Annotated in this window: 17 protein-coding genes and 1 riboswitch; of the genes, 13 read left to right on the forward strand and 4 right to left on the reverse strand. The window is 50.5% G+C overall.

All coding sequences use genetic code 11. The annotated features are described in order from the left end of the window. Window positions 1-266 precede the first annotated feature (266 nt). Together C6I21_RS03190 and C6I21_RS03195 are read right to left on the reverse strand one after the other, a co-directional pair. On the reverse strand, window positions 267-1,628 hold the full coding sequence (locus tag C6I21_RS03190; protein ID WP_105957978.1) for a PFL family protein: 1,362 nt from the start codon (window positions 1,626-1,628) through the stop codon (window positions 267-269). Window positions 1,629-1,644: 16 nt separating this feature from the next. Next, window positions 1,645-1,920 (reverse strand): ACT domain-containing protein, encoded by a 276-nt coding sequence (locus C6I21_RS03195; RefSeq protein WP_105957979.1) that lies wholly within the window; start codon window positions 1,918-1,920, stop codon window positions 1,645-1,647. A 71-nt stretch (window positions 1,921-1,991) separates the two neighbouring features. Beyond that, a riboswitch (glycine riboswitch) is annotated at window positions 1,992-2,067 on the reverse strand. Between the two features lie 147 nt (window positions 2,068-2,214). On the opposite strand from C6I21_RS03195, the gene C6I21_RS03200 reads away from it, so the two are divergent. After that, window positions 2,215-3,282 (forward strand): serine hydrolase domain-containing protein, encoded by a 1,068-nt coding sequence (locus C6I21_RS03200; RefSeq protein ID WP_105957980.1) that lies wholly within the window; start codon window positions 2,215-2,217, stop codon window positions 3,280-3,282. Between the two features lie 175 nt (window positions 3,283-3,457). Here C6I21_RS03200 and C6I21_RS03205 read toward each other — a convergent pair whose 3' ends face one another. Continuing rightward, complete coding sequence (locus C6I21_RS03205) at window positions 3,458-4,522, reverse strand: acyltransferase family protein (RefSeq protein WP_105957981.1); 1,065 nt, start codon at window positions 4,520-4,522, stop codon at window positions 3,458-3,460. 347 nt (window positions 4,523-4,869) lie between these two features. On the opposite strand from C6I21_RS03205, the gene C6I21_RS03210 reads away from it, so the two are divergent. The 9 genes from C6I21_RS03210 (at window position 4,870) to C6I21_RS03250 (ending at window position 13,696) form a co-directional block, all read left to right on the forward strand. After that, window positions 4,870-6,150, forward strand: coding sequence for an ammonium transporter (locus C6I21_RS03210; RefSeq protein ID WP_105957982.1), 1,281 nt, complete (start codon window positions 4,870-4,872; stop codon window positions 6,148-6,150). Between the two features lie 2 nt (window positions 6,151-6,152). Continuing rightward, window positions 6,153-7,130, forward strand: coding sequence for a DUF294 nucleotidyltransferase-like domain-containing protein (locus C6I21_RS03215; RefSeq protein ID WP_105957983.1), 978 nt, complete (start codon window positions 6,153-6,155; stop codon window positions 7,128-7,130). Further along, window positions 7,127-7,837 (forward strand): exonuclease domain-containing protein, encoded by a 711-nt coding sequence (locus C6I21_RS03220; protein WP_105957984.1) that lies wholly within the window; start codon window positions 7,127-7,129, stop codon window positions 7,835-7,837. The genes C6I21_RS03215 and C6I21_RS03220 overlap by 4 nt, the downstream gene beginning before the upstream one ends. Before the next feature lie 64 nt (window positions 7,838-7,901). Next, window positions 7,902-8,555 carry an MtnX-like HAD-IB family phosphatase gene (locus tag C6I21_RS03225; protein ID WP_181186064.1) on the forward strand — a complete coding sequence of 218 codons (654 nt, stop codon included), beginning with the start codon at window positions 7,902-7,904 and terminating at the stop codon, window positions 8,553-8,555. Between the two features lie 109 nt (window positions 8,556-8,664). Further along, window positions 8,665-9,927 (forward strand): threonine ammonia-lyase IlvA, encoded by a 1,263-nt coding sequence (gene ilvA, locus C6I21_RS03230; protein WP_105957986.1) that lies wholly within the window; start codon window positions 8,665-8,667, stop codon window positions 9,925-9,927. 79 nt (window positions 9,928-10,006) lie between these two features. Beyond that, complete coding sequence (locus C6I21_RS03235) at window positions 10,007-10,861, forward strand: CvfB family protein (RefSeq protein ID WP_181186065.1); 855 nt, start codon at window positions 10,007-10,009, stop codon at window positions 10,859-10,861. 63 nt (window positions 10,862-10,924) lie between these two features. Next, window positions 10,925-13,078 (forward strand): type IA DNA topoisomerase, encoded by a 2,154-nt coding sequence (locus C6I21_RS03240; protein WP_105957988.1) that lies wholly within the window; start codon window positions 10,925-10,927, stop codon window positions 13,076-13,078. 34 nt (window positions 13,079-13,112) lie between these two features. Then, window positions 13,113-13,412: a pepsin/retropepsin-like aspartic protease family protein gene (locus C6I21_RS03245; RefSeq protein ID WP_105957989.1), complete on the forward strand. Its 300-nt coding sequence runs from the start codon at window positions 13,113-13,115 to the stop codon at window positions 13,410-13,412. A 77-nt stretch (window positions 13,413-13,489) separates the two neighbouring features. Further along, window positions 13,490-13,696 (forward strand): KOW motif-containing protein, encoded by a 207-nt coding sequence (locus C6I21_RS03250; protein ID WP_105957990.1) that lies wholly within the window; start codon window positions 13,490-13,492, stop codon window positions 13,694-13,696. Window positions 13,697-13,785: 89 nt separating this feature from the next. On the opposite strand, the gene C6I21_RS03255 is transcribed toward C6I21_RS03250, so the two are convergent. Further along, a complete protein-coding gene (locus tag C6I21_RS03255; protein WP_105957991.1) occupies window positions 13,786-15,135 on the reverse strand; it encodes a hypothetical protein in 1,350 nt (449 codons plus the stop codon). A 41-nt stretch (window positions 15,136-15,176) separates the two neighbouring features. On the opposite strand from C6I21_RS03255, the gene C6I21_RS03260 reads away from it, so the two are divergent. The 3 genes from C6I21_RS03260 to C6I21_RS03270 all read left to right on the forward strand — a co-directional run bounded on the left by C6I21_RS03260 (window position 15,177) and on the right by C6I21_RS03270 (window position 19,083). Next, window positions 15,177-16,529 carry a hypothetical protein gene (locus C6I21_RS03260; protein ID WP_105957992.1) on the forward strand — a complete coding sequence of 451 codons (1,353 nt, stop codon included), beginning with the start codon at window positions 15,177-15,179 and terminating at the stop codon, window positions 16,527-16,529. 29 nt (window positions 16,530-16,558) lie between these two features. Next, complete coding sequence (locus C6I21_RS03265; RefSeq protein ID WP_105957993.1) at window positions 16,559-17,197, forward strand: HAD-IA family hydrolase; 639 nt, start codon at window positions 16,559-16,561, stop codon at window positions 17,195-17,197. Window positions 17,198-17,274: 77 nt separating this feature from the next. Then, on the forward strand, window positions 17,275-19,083 hold the full coding sequence (locus C6I21_RS03270; protein ID WP_105957994.1) for a copper amine oxidase N-terminal domain-containing protein: 1,809 nt from the start codon (window positions 17,275-17,277) through the stop codon (window positions 19,081-19,083). Window positions 19,084-19,220 lie beyond the last annotated feature (137 nt).

Raw genomic sequence — 19,220 nt, forward strand, 5'->3', positions numbered from 1 at the left:
AATGCGCTCTTCATCCTCAAGAAAAGGACGAAGAGCGCAAGCCCGCCGCGGTACCACCTTCGTTGACCGCATACGCAGTCCACTTTAATCCGGATAACGGCGGAATCCGTTCCGTACGCTGTAAAGCAGGTTCGGCTGCTCCGTTCTGATCCGCCTTCTCAGCTCATGGGCGGAATCTCTGGCAGGGGAGGGGAGCCTACTGATCTTCTGTACGGGAAAGTGACTCTATTATTGATAATTGTCTGACTTTTGTCAAGGGCTTGCCGTTAATTAATCAATGATTGAAGCGGCGCTGGAATTCTGCCTCCGCGCTCCATCATTCTGCTGGAGCTGTATGGGTTCATTCCCATGACCGGAGCACGGCCGAGAAGGCCGCCGAATTCCACCATGTCGCCTTCACTCCGTCCCGGTACCGGAATGACCCGCACCGCAGTCGTTTTTTTATTGATCATGCCGATCGCCATTTCATCTGCGATCATGCCTGCGATCGAATCGGCCGGCGTATCGCCGTTGACTGCAATCATATCGAGGCCGACGGAGCACACACACGTCATCGCTTCCAGCTTCGAAAGCGTGAGCGAATTATCTTCAATCCCTTTAATCATTCCGTTATCTTCCGAAACTGGGATGAATGCTCCGGACAATCCGCCGACGTAGGAACTGGCCATGGCGCCGCCTTTTTTCACAGCGTCATTCATCAGTGCCAGTGCAGCGATCGTACCGTGTGTTCCGACCCGCTCCAGCCCGATTTCCTCCAGTATTTCTGCTACGGAGTCATTCATGGCATTGGTCGGTGCGAGAGACAGATCCATTATACCGAACGGAACGTTCAGGCGTGAGGCTACTTCACGGCCGATCAGCTCTCCTGCGCGTGTGATTTTAAAGGCGGTCCGCTTGATGACGTCAGCTACCTCACCAAGGTCTGCATCCGGATAGCGTCTGAGTGCATGCAGCACGACTCCGGGTCCGCTGACGCCGACATTCAGGACCACTTCCTGCTCACCGGTCCCGTGAAATGCACCTGCCATAAAAGGATTGTCTTCGGCCGGGTTGCAGAAGACAACAAACTTGGCGCACGCCAGACCGTCCTGATCTGCTGTTCGTTCAGATGCTTCTTTAATAATAGATCCTAGACGGCGGACACCATCCATGTTAATTCCGCTTTTCGTAGATGCCGTTGATACAGATCCGCACACCCGCTGTGTTTCTGACAGGGCGCGGGGGAGCGCATCCATCAGGACGCGGTCGCCCTTTGTTTCCCCTTTATGAATCATGGCCGAAAAGCCGCCGATAAAATCAACGCCGAGTGCTTCTGCTGCCTGATCGAGTGTATGAGCGAGCTTGACCGCATCATCCACCGAGCTGTGGCCGAGCAGTTCTGCAGCGGGGGTGATCGAAATCCGTTTATTGACGATGGGGATGCCATACTCATCTGCTGTTTTATCCGCTGTTTTTTTCAGCTCAGCTGCTGCACCGGTAATCTTTTCATAAACCCGGCGGCGCATGGCCTCCTGATCCGGATCAATGCAGTCGTGGAGGCTGATACCCATTGTTACCGTTCGGATATCCAGCTTTTCCATCTGAATCATGCGGATGGTTTCCTGTATTTCCTGGAATGCTAAACTCATTGTCATTCGCTCCTTTTTAGATGCGGTGCATGGACTGGAAAAGTTCTTCCCGCTGGATGTCGATTTTTACGCCGATGGTTTCCGCTGTCTGCTGAAGCGCCTTTTCAATGTCTTCCTGAGGACGGTCCTCCGGAAGCTCGATCAGCATCATCATTGTAAAAAAGTCCTGCAGAATCGTCTGGGAAATATCGAGAATATTGACGTTCTGGTCAGCAAGGGACGTAGTGACCGAGGAAATGATGCCTACTTTATCTTTGCCGACGACACTGACTACTGCACGGTTTCTGCTCATGATATTCCTTCTTTCTTTTCAATTAATTAAGTAACAAAATAAAAAAACCGCATAGACGGAACCTATGCGGGAACTCGTCTTCTGTCCGGCTGCCTGAGATTGTGAATCCTTCGGCGCTGCTTGTGCAGTCTCTCCAGAAGATGCTCCGGCGGTAGAGTGCCACCGCGTTCATAGCTTCTTATATAATCTTCATCAACTTACCAGCTTTCCAACTGCACGTCAAGATGGCGGGAGGCTTCTCGTTCTGCTATATTGGTAGCAGAGAATCTGCAGGTACGCGGAGGCTGATAGCCATTGTATAACAAGTTGATCGGCGCACTGCTCATCATCATAACCGGATTGGTGGGGTTATTTATGTATACATATTACAGTATAGAAGCAGGCGAGGAATCCAGCTGGCCGCGTCATTCTTCGCTGGAGGATGCGGGCTTTAATCCGCAGGCGCTGGATCAGGCAAGAGCCTACTACGAATCGTTGAACTCCACAGCAGCAATGGTCATTTACCGGGGAAGAGTCTTGTTTGAATGGGGGGATGTCTCCAAGAGCACCAACGCCCATTCTGTCCGCAAGAGCCTTCTTTCTGCACTGTACGGAATAGAGCTCGAGCAGGGGACGATGCACCTGAATCAAACGCTTGTCGAATTCGGTATCGATGATCAGCCGCCGCTTACAACGATTGAACGCCAGGCAGAACTCCGCCATTTAATGACATCGAGCTCCGGTGTCTACCTTCCTGCCGGGGAAGAATCTATTGGGATGAGGGTGGCAAGACCGGGACGCGGCAGTTTTCTTCCGGGAGAAAATTATTACTATAACAACTGGGATTTTAATGTGCTCGGGACCATTTATAATGAACAGACCGAATCGGACCTGTTTGAAGATTTTTTCGAAAAAATTGCACAGCCAATAGGCATGGAAGACCTGGATCCGGCAGACATGAACTATAAATACGAAAACCGCCGCTCCCGTCATCCATCGTATTTGTTTCAAATGTCGGCGAGGGATATGGCAAGGTTCGGCCAGCTGTACCTGCAGGAAGGAAGGTGGGACGGCAGACAGATTGTTCCGGAATGGTGGGTGGAGGAGAGTACGAAGCCGCAGAAGGATGTTCCATCCAACAATGTGATGGACTACGGTTATCTCTGGTGGACGGCTTCAGACGGGCCGTTTGCAGATCTTGACATGTATTCTGCAGTCGGCCGGTACGGTCAGTCCATCGATATAATTCCGGAGCTTGATCTCGTCTTTGTCCACCGCGTGGACTCCAACAGACTGGCGTTTCAGCTGACGAGAAGCTCTGTCAACGAACTGCAGCGTCTGCAGCTGCTCCAGCTGATTCTGGATGCCAGACAGTCGCAGTGAGCCAGAAAGCGATGCGGTAGAGTTCACTCTGCCGAAAGAATTCGTCTCTATCCTGCTCTAACAGCGTTCAGCTGAACAGCCCGGCTTCTTATTCCGAGGTGCCAAAAACCTGAGCCCCCCACCAATACCGGTGAGGGGCTCTTTTCGCTTCATCGGGCCTCTGAACTTTTGATACTTACTCTGAAGGCTGCTTCTGGTAAGGTTTCCCGATCTGTCCGATGATCATGTAGCCGTATTTCCATTTGTTCACCCATTGGATGGTCAGAATGGAAGCGCCGAGGCTGAAAAAGAACAGGATCAGTATATACGTGAAACCGATCGGCACAGGCTGCAGCCGGAAAAAGAAATCGAGCAGAAAGATATAGAAGTAATGAAGCAGGTAGATGCCGAATGAGTACCGGCTGATAAATTCCAGGAACGGCGGCAGCTCTTTTAATCGGGAAGTGATATAGAAAAGAAAGAAGCTGCATACGAGCGTGTGAATGAGAATGTCTGTCCGCTTCGAGCTGTGGACCTCAATCAATCCGGTATGAAATAAAATAAGCAGCGCTGCACTTGTAAAAACCGGACCGGCGATAAACCAGTGATGGTATTTTTGAATAAACGCGCGGAAATTTTCATAATACGTGCCCGCATAAAATCCGACGGTAAAGTAAAAAATCCATCCGAACATCGGCAGCCAGTAAAACCGCTCCCAGATATACTCTCCAAAAGGCAGGCTTTCCGGCGGCGGGGTGAAGTTAAAGACCATTAAGTAGCCGGCATTGATGATGAATGTCACCGTCAGGACAATCCACGGTTTCCATTTTCGCAGTCTGCGGTGGAACCACAAATGAAATAGATAAAATTGAAAGATAATGAGTATAAAATAGCCGTGGTAATCGCCGATAAACAGATTCAGTCCTATTTTTGCAAATCCGGCCCCGATTCCGTCTGCAAAAAATGGGATGGCGTAAAACACTCCCATAATATAAAAGGGAATCAATATGTAACGTAGACGTTTTTTTAAAAAATGGGATGGGAGCTCCCGGTTTTTATACGAATAGGCAATTAAAAATTCGGAAATGAATATAAACATCGGTGTTCCGTAATAAAGAATCATTTGAATAGAATCAAAAAACAACGCGGAAAGCTCGCCCATCTCCCGGATCGTCATCGATTCGATTCCGATATGAATGCTGTGCAGAAGAACAATGCTCAGGCAGCCGATGCTGCGGAGCATAAAAATCTCTTTGATCAACGGAATCCTCCTTTCTGACAATGACCGGATATGCAGTAGTCAAAATCTAACATACCATATTTAAGAAGAGGGGAGAAGAGCGGTCCCGGGTAAGGGTTCGTCCAGCTACTTTCTGACTGAGAAGCAATATAAATGCTATTAAATTATCTGAATAGTCGAAATCATTGAATGCGTTTACATTGGCGCAGCGCCGCCGCCTGAGCAGAAAGGCCCCGTTCTGTGTGAAGAAATAGTCTGACAGATAACCTTACAGAGTAATTGTTTCAGAAAATTCAGCCGGTATACTAAGGGTCATAGCAGTTGGCACATAAGCTGACAGCAAAAATTCTTAGGAGAGTGAAGCACACATGGAAATGGCACTTATGGATAACTTATGGGTTATTATCGGGTTTGTTCTAGTCCTACTGATGCAGGGAGGGTTCATTCTTCTGGAAGCCGGGTCGACCAGGATGAAAAACGCCGGCCACATCGCCGGTAAGACAATCTTTACTGTAGGAATCGCGTCTCTTGTATTCTGGGCTGTCGGGTTCGGATTTATTTACGGGGAAGGTAATGGATTTATCGGAATGAGCGACTTCTTTTATGGAGACTATGCTTTTGACGGAGAAGGCCTTGCAGGGTCGGTGGACTTTATCTTCCAGCTCGCTTTCGCAGCGATCTCCCTGACAATTGCTTTTGGTGGCTTTGCAGAGCGTGCGAAGCTTTCCGCTTACGTTATCTTCGCGGTTCTGTTCTCTGCAGTCATCTATCCGGTCGTTGCACACTGGATCTGGGGCGGCGACGGCTGGCTTGCGGGTCTTGGAAAGCAGGACTTTGCCGGATCGACAGTCGTTCACTTGACGGGTGCTGCTGCCGCACTTGCAGCGACGCTCATTCTGAAGCCGCGTATCGGTAAATTCAACAATGACGGTTCTGCCAACGATATCGCAGGCCACAACCAGGTATATACAGCACTCGGTGTTCTCGTCCTCTGGGTAGGCTGGTTCGGCTTTAACGGAGCGTCTACATTCGGAGTTGAAGGAGCATTCTTCGGCTACGTGGCACTGACGACACAGCTTGCTGCAGCAGCCGGCGCCGTAGCGGCGATGCTGATCGTATCTGCCATGACCGGGAAAAACGATATTCCAACAATGCTGAACGGTGCGCTTGCCGGTCTGGTAGCCATTACAGCTTCCACCGCTTTCGTAGCGCCGTGGGCAGCGGTAATCATCGGTGTGGTTGCCGGGTTCCTCGTACACTTCAGTATGGTATTCTTTGAAAAAGCGAAAATTGATGATCCAATCTTCGCCCTGTCTGTTCACGGTATGGCCGGTATCTGGGGTACGCTTTCCACAGGGTTCTTTGCAACTCCGGAGCTTGCTGAAATGAACGGAGGCCTCGCCGGACTATTTTACGGCGGTGGATTCACACAGCTGGGCGTACAGTTCCTCGGTGTTGCATCCGGCGGTATCTATGCGTTTGTCGTATCCTTTGTTATCCTGAAAGTACTCGACAAAGTGCTCGGCGGACTGCGTGTTTCTGAAGAGGAAGAGCTTGTCGGTCTCGATATGAGTGAACACGGAAGCTACGGCTATCCGGAGAACATGCCGGAGGCTGCCGCAGCAAAAAATGAAAAGACAGGAGCCTGATTATGAGAAACACATCCTCTCAAGATATTTCGTTTCTTGAAAACGAGTTATCCGCGGAGCGGTTTTCTGAATGCCGGACGCCGGATGAACTGAATGAACTGCACGATGAGCGGATGAAAAAAATAGTCGAACAGGCACTGTCACAGGTGGAAAGCGAGCAGGGTAATTGCCCTGCCCGCTTTCACGTGCTTGTCATGGGCAGCACCGGAAGACGGGAACAGGCCGTATTCAGCGACCAGGATCATGCTATCGTTTTCGAAGGTGGAACGGAGCACGCATCGTTTTTCCGTGCGCTCGGGGAGCGTTTTACGGATTTGATGGAACAAGCAGGGTATGAACGGTGTGAAGGGAAAGTTATGGCGGAGGAGCCGAGATGGAATACGACCCTTACCGGCATGCACAGTCAGATTCAGGACTGGCTTCACAAAGGGGACTGGGAATCGATCCGGTATGTACTCATTCTGTTCGATTCCAGGGTGCTTTTCGGACAGTCAGAGGCTGCTTCTGAGTTGAAGGAGACGATGTTTGCGACGACAAACGATCTTCCTCACATTCCGGAAAAAATTATGGAAAATACCGGTTTTCGAAAGAAGCGGCGGAATGTATTCGGCCAGATTCTGACGGATAACCGGGGGGAAGTCAATTTCAAAACGTCGATCTTATTTCCGTTCGTTAATGCTGCGCGTACAGCTGCGTATTTTGAAGAGGTGACAGAGGCGCCGACACTCTCAAGAATGAAAGCACTTGAACCTGTCATCCCATTTATGAAACATGCTGCTGCTTCTTTTGAAGAAGCGCTTGCTTTTCGTCATGAGAAAACGAAAACGGCTTCCTCGTACGATAGTATTCATCAGATTAAAATAAACAGCCTGAGCGCAAAGGAAAAAGAGGATGTGAAGCGGTGGATGAAGGATGGGAAACGGCTCATTCAGGAGGTCCGTTCCCACTACTCCTCTAAAGAAAGGACTTCGTCATCATGAATGTCGTAGACAGATGGATGAAGCAGCTCGGCTCCCTTGCCGGCAGAGGCACTTACGATACGAAAGGCTCCCGTGACCCGAAAACGATCGCTTATGCCAGAAGACTTCAGCGGGCCGAAAAACGGCAGAAGCACCTGGATCTCCCGCTTGAGGACGTCCCGGTCGTCGTGTTTGATCTGGAGACAACCGGTTTTGCCCCTCGGAAAGGGGATACGATTTTATCCATCGGGGCTGTGAAAAAAACAGGGGAGGAATTTTATTCACCGGTGTATTCAGAAAGCCCGGTGCCGGAGGAAGTGCGTACACTCACCGGCATTACCGAAGAAGAACTGAAAGAAGCGCCGCCTGCAGAGCAGGTGCTCACTGATTTTCTGTCGTTCATCCAGGGGACGACGCTCGTAGCACACCATGCGGCCCACGAACGGGCTTTTATGGATCACAGCCTGTGGACACTGTTCCGCATGAAGTTTGAACACCGCCTTCTCGACACATCGTTTCTAACCCATTTTATCCCCGAGACGAAAGGTGTCCATTCGCTGGATGACTGCCTCGATCAATTAAACCTCCCGCGGGGGACGAGACACCACGCATTAAACGATGCGAAAATGACGATGCATCTCTGGGAATGCGGTCTCGATAAAGTGAAACAGGAAGGCATCTATACGATGAGGGAGCTGTATCAGCGTGTAGCAGCAGAGAAGCACTGACTCTCCGGGTCGGTGCTTTTCTGTTATACTGAGTGAAAAAGAGACAGGAACGGAGGGCGCAGTTTTGGCAGATTACGCATTCATCACGGACTTTGACGGTACACTGACGCGGGAGGATTTTTACTGGATGGTGATTCATACGTGCTGGCCGGAGGGGGAGAAGGAATACCACCACTGGCAGAACGGCGGGATGCAGGATGTTGATTTTCTTACGAAAGCGTTCCTGCAGATGAAAAACCGGCCGGCACCGCTTGAACAGTGGGTAAAGGAGATTCCTTATGATGAGACGGCCATCCCCTTTTTAAAAAAATTGGAGGCAGAAGGGATTCCCTGGTACATCGTCAGTGCCGGAGCGGATGTTTATATTCAACTGTTCTGTGAGATGCACGGTCTTCATCCGGAAGCGGTCTATGCAAACCGGGCTGAATTCCGGGATCAGCAGATCCAGCTGTTTCAGGATCCGGATGCGCCGTTTTACTCGGAGCGGTATGGTATAGACAAAAAGCTTGCTGTCCGCGCGGCGGCATCGTTTCATAAAAAGACGTGCTACTTCGGCGACAGCGGCCCGGATGCGCTCGCTGCCGGGGAGACAGATCTTCTGTTTGCCAGAGACCGTCTGCCGGACATATTGAAGGCGGAGGGGAAATCGTTTCATGAGGCAGATACATTTGAAGAAGCCGGCGCTGCATTAAAGGAAAAAGGGTGGCCGCTTGACTAAAATTTACGGGTAACAGACTTTTCACAGAAATCACGTATCTGCAGGTGGTTTCAGACGTGCCGGATGTGATAAGATGTTGTAATAAACGTACGCAGAGGAGTTTTCACGAATGGAAAGGACAGAATCAAAAGCAGTGTTTGTGAAAGATATTCTTCTTGCCCACCAGGCGTTAAAAGATGTTGTCGTCAAAACCCCGCTTCAGCGCGATGCCATCCTGTCGGAAAAATACGATGCGGATGTCTATTTAAAGCGCGAGGATCTGCAGGTGGTCCGCTCATTTAAGCTCCGCGGCGCCTACAATCTGATGCAGAGTCTGACAGACCAGGATCTGCAGCGGGGTGTCGTCTGTGCAAGTGCCGGAAACCACGCCCAGGGAGTTGCTTACTCCTGCAAAGCACTCGGCGTGAGGGGGAAAATCTTTATGCCATCGACGACGCCGCGGCAGAAGGTGTCCCGTGTGGAATTTTTTGGAGAGCCGTTTGTCGATGTTATTTTGACCGGCGACACATTTGATGATGCCTATGGAGAAGCTGTAAAGGCCTGTGATGAAGAAGGAATGAGCTTCATTCATCCTTTTGATGACGTCCGCACAATTGCCGGCCAGGGAACGGTCGGTATGGAAATTCTGGAGGATATCGATGTGCCCGTTTCCCACGTATTTATGAGTATCGGCGGAGGGGGACTCATCTCCGGAGTCGGATCCTACTTTAAGGAGATTTCGCCGCAGTCCAAAATGATCGGCGTGGAACCGGCCGGCGCACCGAGCATGAAAACATCCATTGCTAATGGGGAAGTAACCCCGCTTGCCAAAGTGGACAAATTCGTCGACGGCGCCTCCGTTAAACGGGTGGGGGATACGTCGTTTGAAATTGCCCGCACGGTGATCGACGATATTACGCTTGTCGAAGAAGGACAGGTCTGTTCCACGATGCTGGATCTTTACAATGAAAATGCCATCGTCGCCGAACCGGCCGGGGCACTTCCTGTGTCTGCCCTGGAGCAGTACAGAGAAGAAATTAAAGGGAAGACGGTCGTCGTTGTTCTGAGCGGTGGAAACAACGATATTGACCGGATGCAGGAAGTGAAGGAACGCTCGATGATCTATCGCGGTCTGAAACACTATTTCATCGTTAATTTCCCACAGCGCGCCGGTGCACTGCGCGAATTTCTAATCGATGTCCTCGGTCCGGATGATGATATTACACGGTTTGAGTATACGAAAAAGAACAACCGTGATAAAGGGCCGGTTCTCTGCGGCATTGAGCTGAAGTATCAGGAGGACTACGATTCCCTGATCGAGCGGATGGATAACAAAGGATTCTCGTATATCGAGATCAACAAAGATGAAGATTTATTTAATTTATTAATTTGACCGGCTTCTTACTGAGGGTGACTCAAACAGAGCTTTTGAGCGCCCTTTTTGTATGGAAACAAAAAAAGGAGAAGATAGCATGAACCGAAGAGATTTTACAGGACGAATCGTCACAGCAGACGTCATCAAAATGACAAGGAGCGGATTCCATCTGAAGATTGATGATGAGTCCGTCATTTTAAAAGAGGAAGAAACGACAGGACCTGTCGGAAATACGGTGGATGTCTTTTTATATGAAGCCAAGAACGGCAGCCTGGCAGTTTCCATGAAACATCCGGAAGTAACGACCACCTCCTACGACTGGGCTCAAGTAACGGATGCGGTTAACGCCGGTGTGTTTGTCGACATCGGTCTTCCGAAGGATATTCTCGTCTCCAAAGACGATCTTCCGGAGGAAAAAGAGCAGTGGCCTAAGCGGGGGGACAAGCTGTTTGTCACACTGGACCACGACCGCGCAGGCAGACTGAAAGCGATGCCGATCCGTGAAGATATGGTGCTTTCCGAACGGGACCGTGCAGAGCGCTCACTTCTCGGCCATGACGTTGCAGGAAACGTGTACGGATTTAATGAAGGCGGAGCCGTTATGATTACGACGGAGGGCGTCCGTGCGTTTCTTCATACTGCGGAACAGGAATTTGCACCAAGACTCGGTCAGCATCTCCATGTCCGGGTGATCGATGTGAAAGAAGACGGAACGATTAATGTTACGATGAAACCTGTCCGGACCGTGCGCCAGCAGGAAGATGCGGAAAAAATTATGGAAGTGCTGCAGAAGCGCGGTGGAAAAATGCCATTTACCGATAAATCCACGCCTGCAGAAATTGAGGCGCAGTTTCAAATGAGCAAGGCCGCGTTTAAGCGCGCCCTCGGTAAACTGATGAAAGAAGGAAAAGTACGTCAGGAGAGCGGCGGAACATTTCTGATTCAGGATTGAAAACATTTCGGAGTCCGGCTATAATGGAAACAGACGTTCCTCTATAGGGAAAGGACGGATGTTATGCAGTTGATTATCGCAGAAAAGCCGGATCAGGCGAAAAAGCTGGCTGCGCCGTTTGCCGGCAGAATGGAAAAAGATCATATTCAGATTGATGCCTGTCCCGTTTTTCCAAACGGGGCAGTTGTTGTCTGGGCGCTCGGACACCTCCTGGAACCGGTGCCGCCGGAAGTTTACCACGGAGAGTGGAAACGGTGGACACTCGACACGCTTCCCATGATACCGGAACGGTTTCAGTACCGTGTGAAGCGCCGGCGTGAATACCAGGTGATTCAGCGCTTTGCCAGAGACTCGAAAGTGAAAGAATTCATCCACGCAGGAGATGCGGAACGGGAAGGCGAGGCCATCATCCGGCTCATTATCCGGGAAACCGGTGTCCATAAGCCGATGAAACGCCTCTGGATTTCATCCCTTACGCCTCAGGCAGTGGAAAATGGTTTTCGGAACCTCCTTCATGCGGAGGAGACAGCACCGCTGTTTCAGGAAGCGTGCGGAAGAGCCTACGCGGACTGGCTCATTGGAATGAATGCCTCCCGTGCCTACACACTGCTCATGCAGCAGCACGGCGCAGGTGACGTCTTTTCCATCGGCAGAGTGCAGACACCCACACTATGTATGATCGTAAAACGCGACCGGGAAATCAGCTCGTTCAAGCCCGTTGATTACTGGGAAATCCACGGCCGATTTTCGACGGACAAAGGTACGTATAAAGGGGTTCTTATCGACGGAAAAGAACCGAAGAAATTTGATACAGAAGAAGAAAGTGCAGCGCGTCTGGAGGAGCTGAACAACGAATCCTTTCAAATTCAGTCATTGGTGAAAAAGAAACGGAGCGTTCCACCGCCGATGCTTTTTTCCCTCTCCACCCTTCAGTCCCAGGCAAACCGGGCATTCTCTTTCTCTCCGAAGAAAACGCTCGATACAGCGCAGAAGCTGTATACAAAAGGGCTTTTGACGTATCCGAGAACAGACTCCCAGCATGTGACAAAGGAAGAAGCCTCGCTGTTTCCTGACATATTAAAGAAGCTTGGAGCCATAAGTGCGTTCCGTGACGTTCTGCCGGCGCCGGTACCATCCATCAGCGGGAATAAGCGGTATGTCAATGAAGCAAAAGTGAAAGATCACTACGCGATTATTCCGACGGAGACAATTAAAAACCCGGAACATCTTCCTGCGGATGAAGCAAGGATTTATGAGATGGTGATAAAGCGTCTGATTGCAGCCCATTATCCGGCAGCGGAAGCTGAGGACACGACGGTTATTACAGCTTCTGCCGGAGGCTCGTTTCTGACGAAAGCAACAGCCTGGGTCTCTGCCGGCTGGAAAACAGTACTCCCACCGGGAAAAGACAAGAAAGAACCGGTACTCCCTGCGGGTCTGGAAAAAGGTATGCCGTGTGAAGCGGCGCTTAACGTCGAAAAAAAGCAGACGAAGGCGCCGAAACGCTACAGTGAAGGTGATTTGATTCAGCTGATGAAAACGTGCGGAAAAGAATTGGATCCCGAACTTGCTTCGGTACTTAAAAGTACAGAGGGCCTCGGCACGGAGGCGACGAGAGCGGGCATTATAACCACACTGAAGGACCGGCAGTATATTTCAGTCGAAAAAAACCTCGTCTATGCGGAACCGAAAGCAGAAGTACTTTACGATGCGGTTTCCCATACGATTCTGGGATCTGCTGAAATGACCGCCCAGTGGGAAAAAAGACTTCATGAGATCGGCTCCGGAGAGAAAGGAGCGGGTGCATTTCTCGAGCAGGCGAGAAAGCTTGCAGCTTCGATCGTAGAAGAGGCGAAACAGGCTTCCCCGCAGTGGCAGGTGGATGTAGGCGCCCTCCCGGGGAGAAAAGCCGGAAGTAGAAAAGGAGCTCCGAAGAAGAAGCGTGCAGTCGGTACGTGCCCGTCATGTGGAAAGAGCATTCTGAGCATGGATTCCTTTTATGGCTGTGCCGGTTACAAATCAAATAACTGCCGCTTTACACTTTCGAAAACCATTCTCGGCAGAAAGATTCCGGCAGCAGAAGTGAAGCGGCTGCTGCAGGACGGTTCGACCTCCCTGATTGACGGATTCCAGAAAGACAAGGAGACGTTTTCTGCATCACTGTCCTGGAATAAAGATGAAAATAAAGTAGTTTTTACACGCCCTCCGCGTGTATAATAGCGGTGATACGAAGAAAAGGCGGGTGAATCACATGAAGACGATTGAGAAACGAAACGGTAAACTGTATGCGGAAGTCCGGCTGAAAACGGAAGGATCCTATGTTTCCTATCCAATGATTCTGGATACTACAAAGGAAGTGACGTCCGTCAATCAGACGCTGTTTCCAAAGGGCGAAATCGAAACAATGAGCATCGGACCGCTCAAAGTGAGCGACTTTCCTGTCGTGTCAGAGAACATCGAAGAAGCGGGCATTATCGGGCTTGATTTCCTTCTGAAGACAGGCGCAAAGCTGAATCTGGATACCATGACGATTTCCAGTTCACGGACATAATAGTTTTAGATTGATTTTGCAGAGGGTTTTCGGTATTATGCCTAAAGAATGGTTTCTACGAAAGGAGATCCGGGATTATGTCTGAAGAACAGCAGGAAATTGATGTTCAGTCGGGAGATCAGGTTCTGGTTACGGCTGGAGAGTACAAAGGGGAGCTTGCCAAAGTAATTTCTCCGTATACAAACTCTATTTCCATTGAACTTGAAAAGCGTGACAGTGACGGTGCAAAACCTCGTACGGTGCTGCGCCATACGGAATACGAACTGGTCGAAAAGGCGCAGTAACATAACGCAGGTGCCATGTAAAAAGGGCCGCTGGGAGAGCTCTGACGCTTCCAGCGGTCCTTTGTTACGTATACATATCGTCCGTTTTTCTACAGTAGTCCCACATAGCGGACTGCTTGAAGGCTGATAAAGAGCAGAACAGCAGCGGATAAAACGAACGCGGCATTTTTCCGGACGATCGTCATCGGCTTCATGCCGCTCAGACCGGATGTCATTAGTACCTGACCGGAAAACGGCGACACCTGTGTCGCACATGTCCAGCTGATTAACAAAAGCATGGCGGCATACGCGTCGGAAACGCCGAGCACTTCCGGCTGAATGGAGCTGCCGATTCCGATAATCATGACGATCGGATGGATGCCGATGAACGCAGCTGCGGTCGTCACCACCATAATCAGTACAGAGAAAAATAAAATCGATCCGCCTCCGGCAGCAAACAGCATATCGGCTGCGGCTCCTCCGGCTCCGGATACCTGCAGCGCTGTACCGAAAACCCCCGCAGCAATAAACACGGAAAGCTCTGTCCGCAGACGTTCAAATGAAGTGGAGGCAGCTTTGGCACGACCGGTGTAAAAGTCACGGCGTTTCCCCGGATGAAAGAACATGAAGATAAAGGGCACCAGGAGACCTAGGGCGGCAACTAGCGGGAGCATTGGCATGTCGAGTACAGAATACAGAATAAAAGTCGTCAATAGAAAGACTGTGCCGAAGCGGAGCAGTGGCAGCAGCGTTCCTTTCCCTGTAATATGATCTTTTACAGGGTGGTAGGTATCTTTGGAAATGTGAAGCCCCGGCAGAAACAGAGCCGCGAGTCCGGCAAGAAGAAGACCGAAAAACATGCCGTACAGACCAAACGATACCCAGGAGACTTCAAATAAAGACAGGACGAGACCGACGTTTACAAAATACGGACTCCACAGCATGCAGCAGGCAAAGCCCCGCATCAGATGGATCGTCATTTTCTGCTCATAAAACTGCTGCATACTCTCGAGAGCCATGCGCCGGATGACGGCCATGGCACCGAAATTCAGAATGAATCCGATACCGATCATGAGAAGAAAAACCGTTCTGTACGTGTGGGATTTCTCCTGCGAACGCAGAGCGATCCATTTTTCCAGCTCCGAAAAAGCGCCTGCCGCACTCAGGTACGCGCCGGCGGCAGGAATAAATAAAAACAATGCCATGATGCCTGCATTTGTTCCAAAGGCCGAGACGGCTGACGGAGGCGCTTCTCCTGCTGAGAAAAATAAAAGGACGGCGCCTCCGGTTAATCCAGCTACAACGAGACGCTGCACACCCTCGAGCTTCGGCAGTGCATACAGAAGCAGCAGCATACAGATCGTCCCATAAACCAGCTCAAGCTGAACGGAGATCGATGAATCGATAATATACAAAAGGGAGGCTGTGTAAGCAGCCCACCCCGTGACAGCTATACGCATAAGACAACGTTCCTTTCAGCCGACAGGAGGTCGAAAACGCAATGATTACATCCAGACTTTATCTCTTATTTACAACCGTTATCGCCCTCTATTTGATTACCATTTTTGTTCCAATAGACGCCCTTCATTATATCACAGCCGGGCTGACACTGCTTCTCCTTCTCTTATCCATCCAGGGGGCATCGATGCTCTTCCGGATTCTCGCACTCGTGTTTAACGGTACAGCTATCGTGCTTTTGTTTACGTATGATCTGTGGCAGACCGATGTATTTCTGTACCCGACTGAAAATCTGTCGCTGCTTGGTCTTTTGTTTATGCTTCCATGGATGAACAGTGTCGTCCGCGCAGGCGGGTACGACAGAAAGATCAATCAGCTTCTTTCAGGGAATACACCCAATCTCGGAAGCCTGTATCAGCGTGCGTCGGCTGCCTCCTACATTCTTGTCACCTTTATTAATCTGTCCGCGCTGAGTCTGTCCCAGTCGGTTTTGAAAACGAACCTGAAACAGATGAATCAGAAGCTTCAGCAGTCATTTATTTCGGAAACGACGCTCCGTGCATTTGCCGTGGCGCTCTGCTGGAGCCCGATGGAAATCCTTATTGCCATCAGCGTCGATTCCACCGGCGTCGGGTATTTTACGATGCTCCCATGGCTCATGCTCATTTCCTTTCTGACATTGTTTCTCGACATGATGATCGGGAAAATCCGGTACCGTCATCTTCCTTATGATCCACCGCCTGAAGCCCGGGCCGGAAATACATCGGTTGTAAAACCGGTGCTGATTCTGACTGCAGCGCTGACGCTGTTCCTGTTAACCATTGTAGTGATCGGCAACGTGACCGGATTTGATTTCATTTTGACGGTTACACTCGTGATTTTTCCGTTTGCGGTCATCTGGTCGCTTTTCATGAAGCGGTTCCGGCGTTTTCTGACGATCGGCTTCTTCACCTGGAGGGACCGGACGAATCATATGCAGAACTTTATTCTTTTGTTCGTTTCTCTCGCTGTGTTTTCAACAACGCTGAATGAAACACCGGTGCTGGACGTTATTCAGCGTCCGTTTCTCGCCATGGAGTCCTCGACGTGGATCGTCCTGTTTATGATGCAGGGGACGTACCTGTTAATGAGTATGTTCGGCATCCATCCAATTGCAACGATCGCGGTCCTGATTGAAGCAGTTTCTCCGCTGATGGAGCAGGCGGAACCACTAAGTTTTGCGCTCGTTTTCGTCTCCGGTGCCCTTGCGACCGCAACGGTCGGTACGTACGGAGTAACGGTAACGATGACGTCGATGAACACGCATCAGAATCCATACCGGATTACTGCACGCAATATGCCGTTTGCCATTTTATACGGATCGATCGGCACAATTACGGCCATACTGCTTCTGTAACATCCGAAGTGTATTAAGGAGGGGAAATCATGCACGCTGTACTTTTTGATCTGGATGGGGTGTTAACCAATACTGTACCGCTTCATTATGCTGCTTCGAAAAAAGCAGCATCTCTTGCCGGCGTGCCGTTTTCCAAAGCAGATAATGAACGCTGGCAGGGAAGGAGCCGTAAGGAGCTGATGGAGTTCCTGATCGCAGAGAACCCGGATACGCCTTGGACAGCGGAAGAATTAGGAGAAATTAAAAACAAACGGTATCAGGAACTGATTCAGGAATTATCAGCGGCTGATATCCTTCCCGGAATGAAAGAGCTTCTCCAGACGCTGAACGATCGGGACATTCCGTGCGTACTCTGTTCATCGAGTTCGAACGCTCTGGAAGTAATTGAGAAACTAAAACTAAAAGACCATTTCCACGCGGTAATACCAGCAGCAGATACGAAAGCGATGAAACCGCATCCGGACATTTTCCTCAAGGGCGCAGAAGCTGTCTCCTGCCGGCCGGAAAACAGCGTCGGGATCGAAGACAGCATTTCCGGTGTAGAAGCGTTGAAGCGTGCGGGCATCCCCTCTATCGGTGTTGGCAGCGGGGGCCGGGAAGCGGATGTGTCCGTGAAGAGGACAAAAGATGTTACCATCGGCCTGATTTGTGATTTTTGGAAAAAATAGGACTTCCCAAACAGTTGTTTTATAAGAAACTATGATAAGATAGTGCAGGATTGTACATAAGAAAGGCAGGGAGATATGTGAAAGTAAAATCACTGATGCTCTCCGCAGCCGCAGCAGCCTGCTTGACACTGCTGCCGGGAGAAGCGGAAGCATCCAACGTAGACGTGTATATTGATAATGAACAGCTGCAGCCAGCAGTGCCCGCAAGAATTGAGCAGGGTACGACGCTCGTACCGATGCGCGCTGTCTTCCAGGCTCTGGATGCGGATGTATACTGGAATCAGCAGACGAAGGAAATCGCCTCTGTACGCGGAGACCGCGATATCCTGCTGACACTCGGCCGGGATACGGCTATCGTGAACGGCGAGCGTGTCACTTTGAGAAGGGCTCCGTTTCTTGACGCTTATACAACGATGGTTCCACTCCGGTTTGTATCCGAGGCGCTTGGTGACCGCGTGACGTGGAACCAGCAGGAAAAAACGGTCCGCGTCACGAAAAATATTCAGAATCCGGAACCCGAGCCGCCTGAAGTCAGGCCGATTACCGGGTCTCTGGTAGAATTTGACCGGTTTGAACTGCAGAATATCGATACGGTTTATATGATAGGCGGCAGAAGCTACGTTCCTGTAGAGCCGCTTGTGAGCTTTATCGATTCGGATGTGCCTCCGGTACTCTCTGGAAACGAACTGCGCTGGAATGATAAATCCTATCCGCTCGTCGAAGAAGATGGAACGAAGCTGATTGCAGCTTCCGACTTTGCCTCGGCGGTAGAAGGAACGGTCCGCTGGACAGCCTCTGAGAAAAAACTGTCGTTTTCGACCGGTATCACCGTATACCAGACGACGTCACTTGATAAATCGGACTACCGGATTCCGGTACCGACAAATGTCGAAGGGTCCTCCCTTACCGGTGAGCGCCGTCTGTTAACGAGCAACAGTCCGGAATCCATTTATGAACGGGATGCAGCAGACGGCACGGTTCTCTGGCATGACGGCGTGAGCGGTCTTACCGGAATTCAGGAACATCGTGTGTATGGCCATCATCACAACCGTACCGACAGCATGATGCGTTTTGCTGTTACCATTGAGAACACGTCGGCGCACCCACTTGAGGTATATGATGCCAAACGTATTTCCAGCCGGAGTGCGAGAAACTGGCCACTGTATGATATCGGCCTGGAACTTGCAGGCCGGACGATGAACGATACAATGCAGTCCATCTCAAAAATACGTGTAGAGCCCGGTGAAACGAAGCAGATCGTTCGGTTTACTGCCCGCGGCGGGGAAATGCTCGGCTACATGAACGACTTTTCCGTGATGGCACTGAACCGCCAGCGGCCGGTGGATTATACGATCCGCACGACGGCGGCGACCGGTGATACCGAGCTGACGGAATTAAAAGGAAGCCCCGTAAAGCATGACGGTTCCCACGCAAGAGGAAGCTGGGCACAGTCCGATCTCAGCGTCACGCTGCCGGACTATTACGCCGGGGATGAGAACGTCAGCTACTCTCTTTCCAACCGGAATACCGATCATTTTTATGTCAGCAGCACGAGCTATGATCCGATGAATGCCCATATTAATCCAGGACATTTCGGAGCGGAGTATCATGTGACAGTTCCTCTCGCCAACGACACGGAGGATACGAAAACGGTAGGAGTCTACTTATCACCGCGCGGCGGATCCTACGCCGGTGCTGTTAACATGGACGGGCAGACCTATCTGACTCCTCCGCTTGCACCGGTAACGGAATCTGTGCTCTTAAAAGAAATCGACGTAGAGCCCGGCACTGACGAATTCACTTTTGATCTTATGCATACATCCGGGTCCAATCTGCCTATCGCAGTATCACTCAGGACGATGCCTGAAAATGACGAGGACGAATAAGATTACGGCTGCCTTCCATTATGGAAGGCAGTTTTTTTCCGCCTGCATCTCTTCTGAAACCGGGTTTTTCTGAATAGCAGAACGGGAAGGTTCGCAGAATACGGCATTTTCCGCTAAAATAGATACCAGTAACGCAG

Origin of the sequence: Alkalicoccus urumqiensis (assembly GCF_002993335.1) — a bacterium.
Classification (GTDB): domain Bacteria; phylum Bacillota; class Bacilli; order Bacillales; family Salisediminibacteriaceae; genus Alkalicoccus; species Alkalicoccus urumqiensis.

Bases quoted from the DNA above. Each gene is read 5' to 3' on its own strand.
- C6I21_RS03190 (WP_105957978.1), bottom strand. From the start codon at position 1,628: ATGAGTTTAGCATTCCAGGAAATACAGGAAACCATCCGCATGATTCAG.
- C6I21_RS03195 (WP_105957979.1), bottom strand. From the start codon at position 1,920: ATGAGCAGAAACCGTGCAGTAGTCAGTGTCGTCGGCAAAGATAAAGTA.
- C6I21_RS03210 (WP_105957982.1), top strand. From the start codon at position 4,870: ATGGAAATGGCACTTATGGATAACTTATGGGTTATTATCGGGTTTGTT.
- C6I21_RS03215 (WP_105957983.1), top strand. From the start codon at position 6,153: ATGAGAAACACATCCTCTCAAGATATTTCGTTTCTTGAAAACGAGTTA.
- C6I21_RS03220 (WP_105957984.1), top strand. From the start codon at position 7,127: ATGAATGTCGTAGACAGATGGATGAAGCAGCTCGGCTCCCTTGCCGGC.
- ilvA (WP_105957986.1), top strand. From the start codon at position 8,665: ATGGAAAGGACAGAATCAAAAGCAGTGTTTGTGAAAGATATTCTTCTT.
- C6I21_RS03235 (WP_181186065.1), top strand. From the start codon at position 10,007: ATGAACCGAAGAGATTTTACAGGACGAATCGTCACAGCAGACGTCATC.
- C6I21_RS03240 (WP_105957988.1), top strand. From the start codon at position 10,925: ATGCAGTTGATTATCGCAGAAAAGCCGGATCAGGCGAAAAAGCTGGCT.
- C6I21_RS03245 (WP_105957989.1), top strand. From the start codon at position 13,113: ATGAAGACGATTGAGAAACGAAACGGTAAACTGTATGCGGAAGTCCGG.
- C6I21_RS03250 (WP_105957990.1), top strand. From the start codon at position 13,490: ATGTCTGAAGAACAGCAGGAAATTGATGTTCAGTCGGGAGATCAGGTT.
- C6I21_RS03255 (WP_105957991.1), bottom strand. From the start codon at position 15,135: ATGCGTATAGCTGTCACGGGGTGGGCTGCTTACACAGCCTCCCTTTTG.
- C6I21_RS03260 (WP_105957992.1), top strand. From the start codon at position 15,177: ATGATTACATCCAGACTTTATCTCTTATTTACAACCGTTATCGCCCTC.
- C6I21_RS03265 (WP_105957993.1), top strand. From the start codon at position 16,559: ATGCACGCTGTACTTTTTGATCTGGATGGGGTGTTAACCAATACTGTA.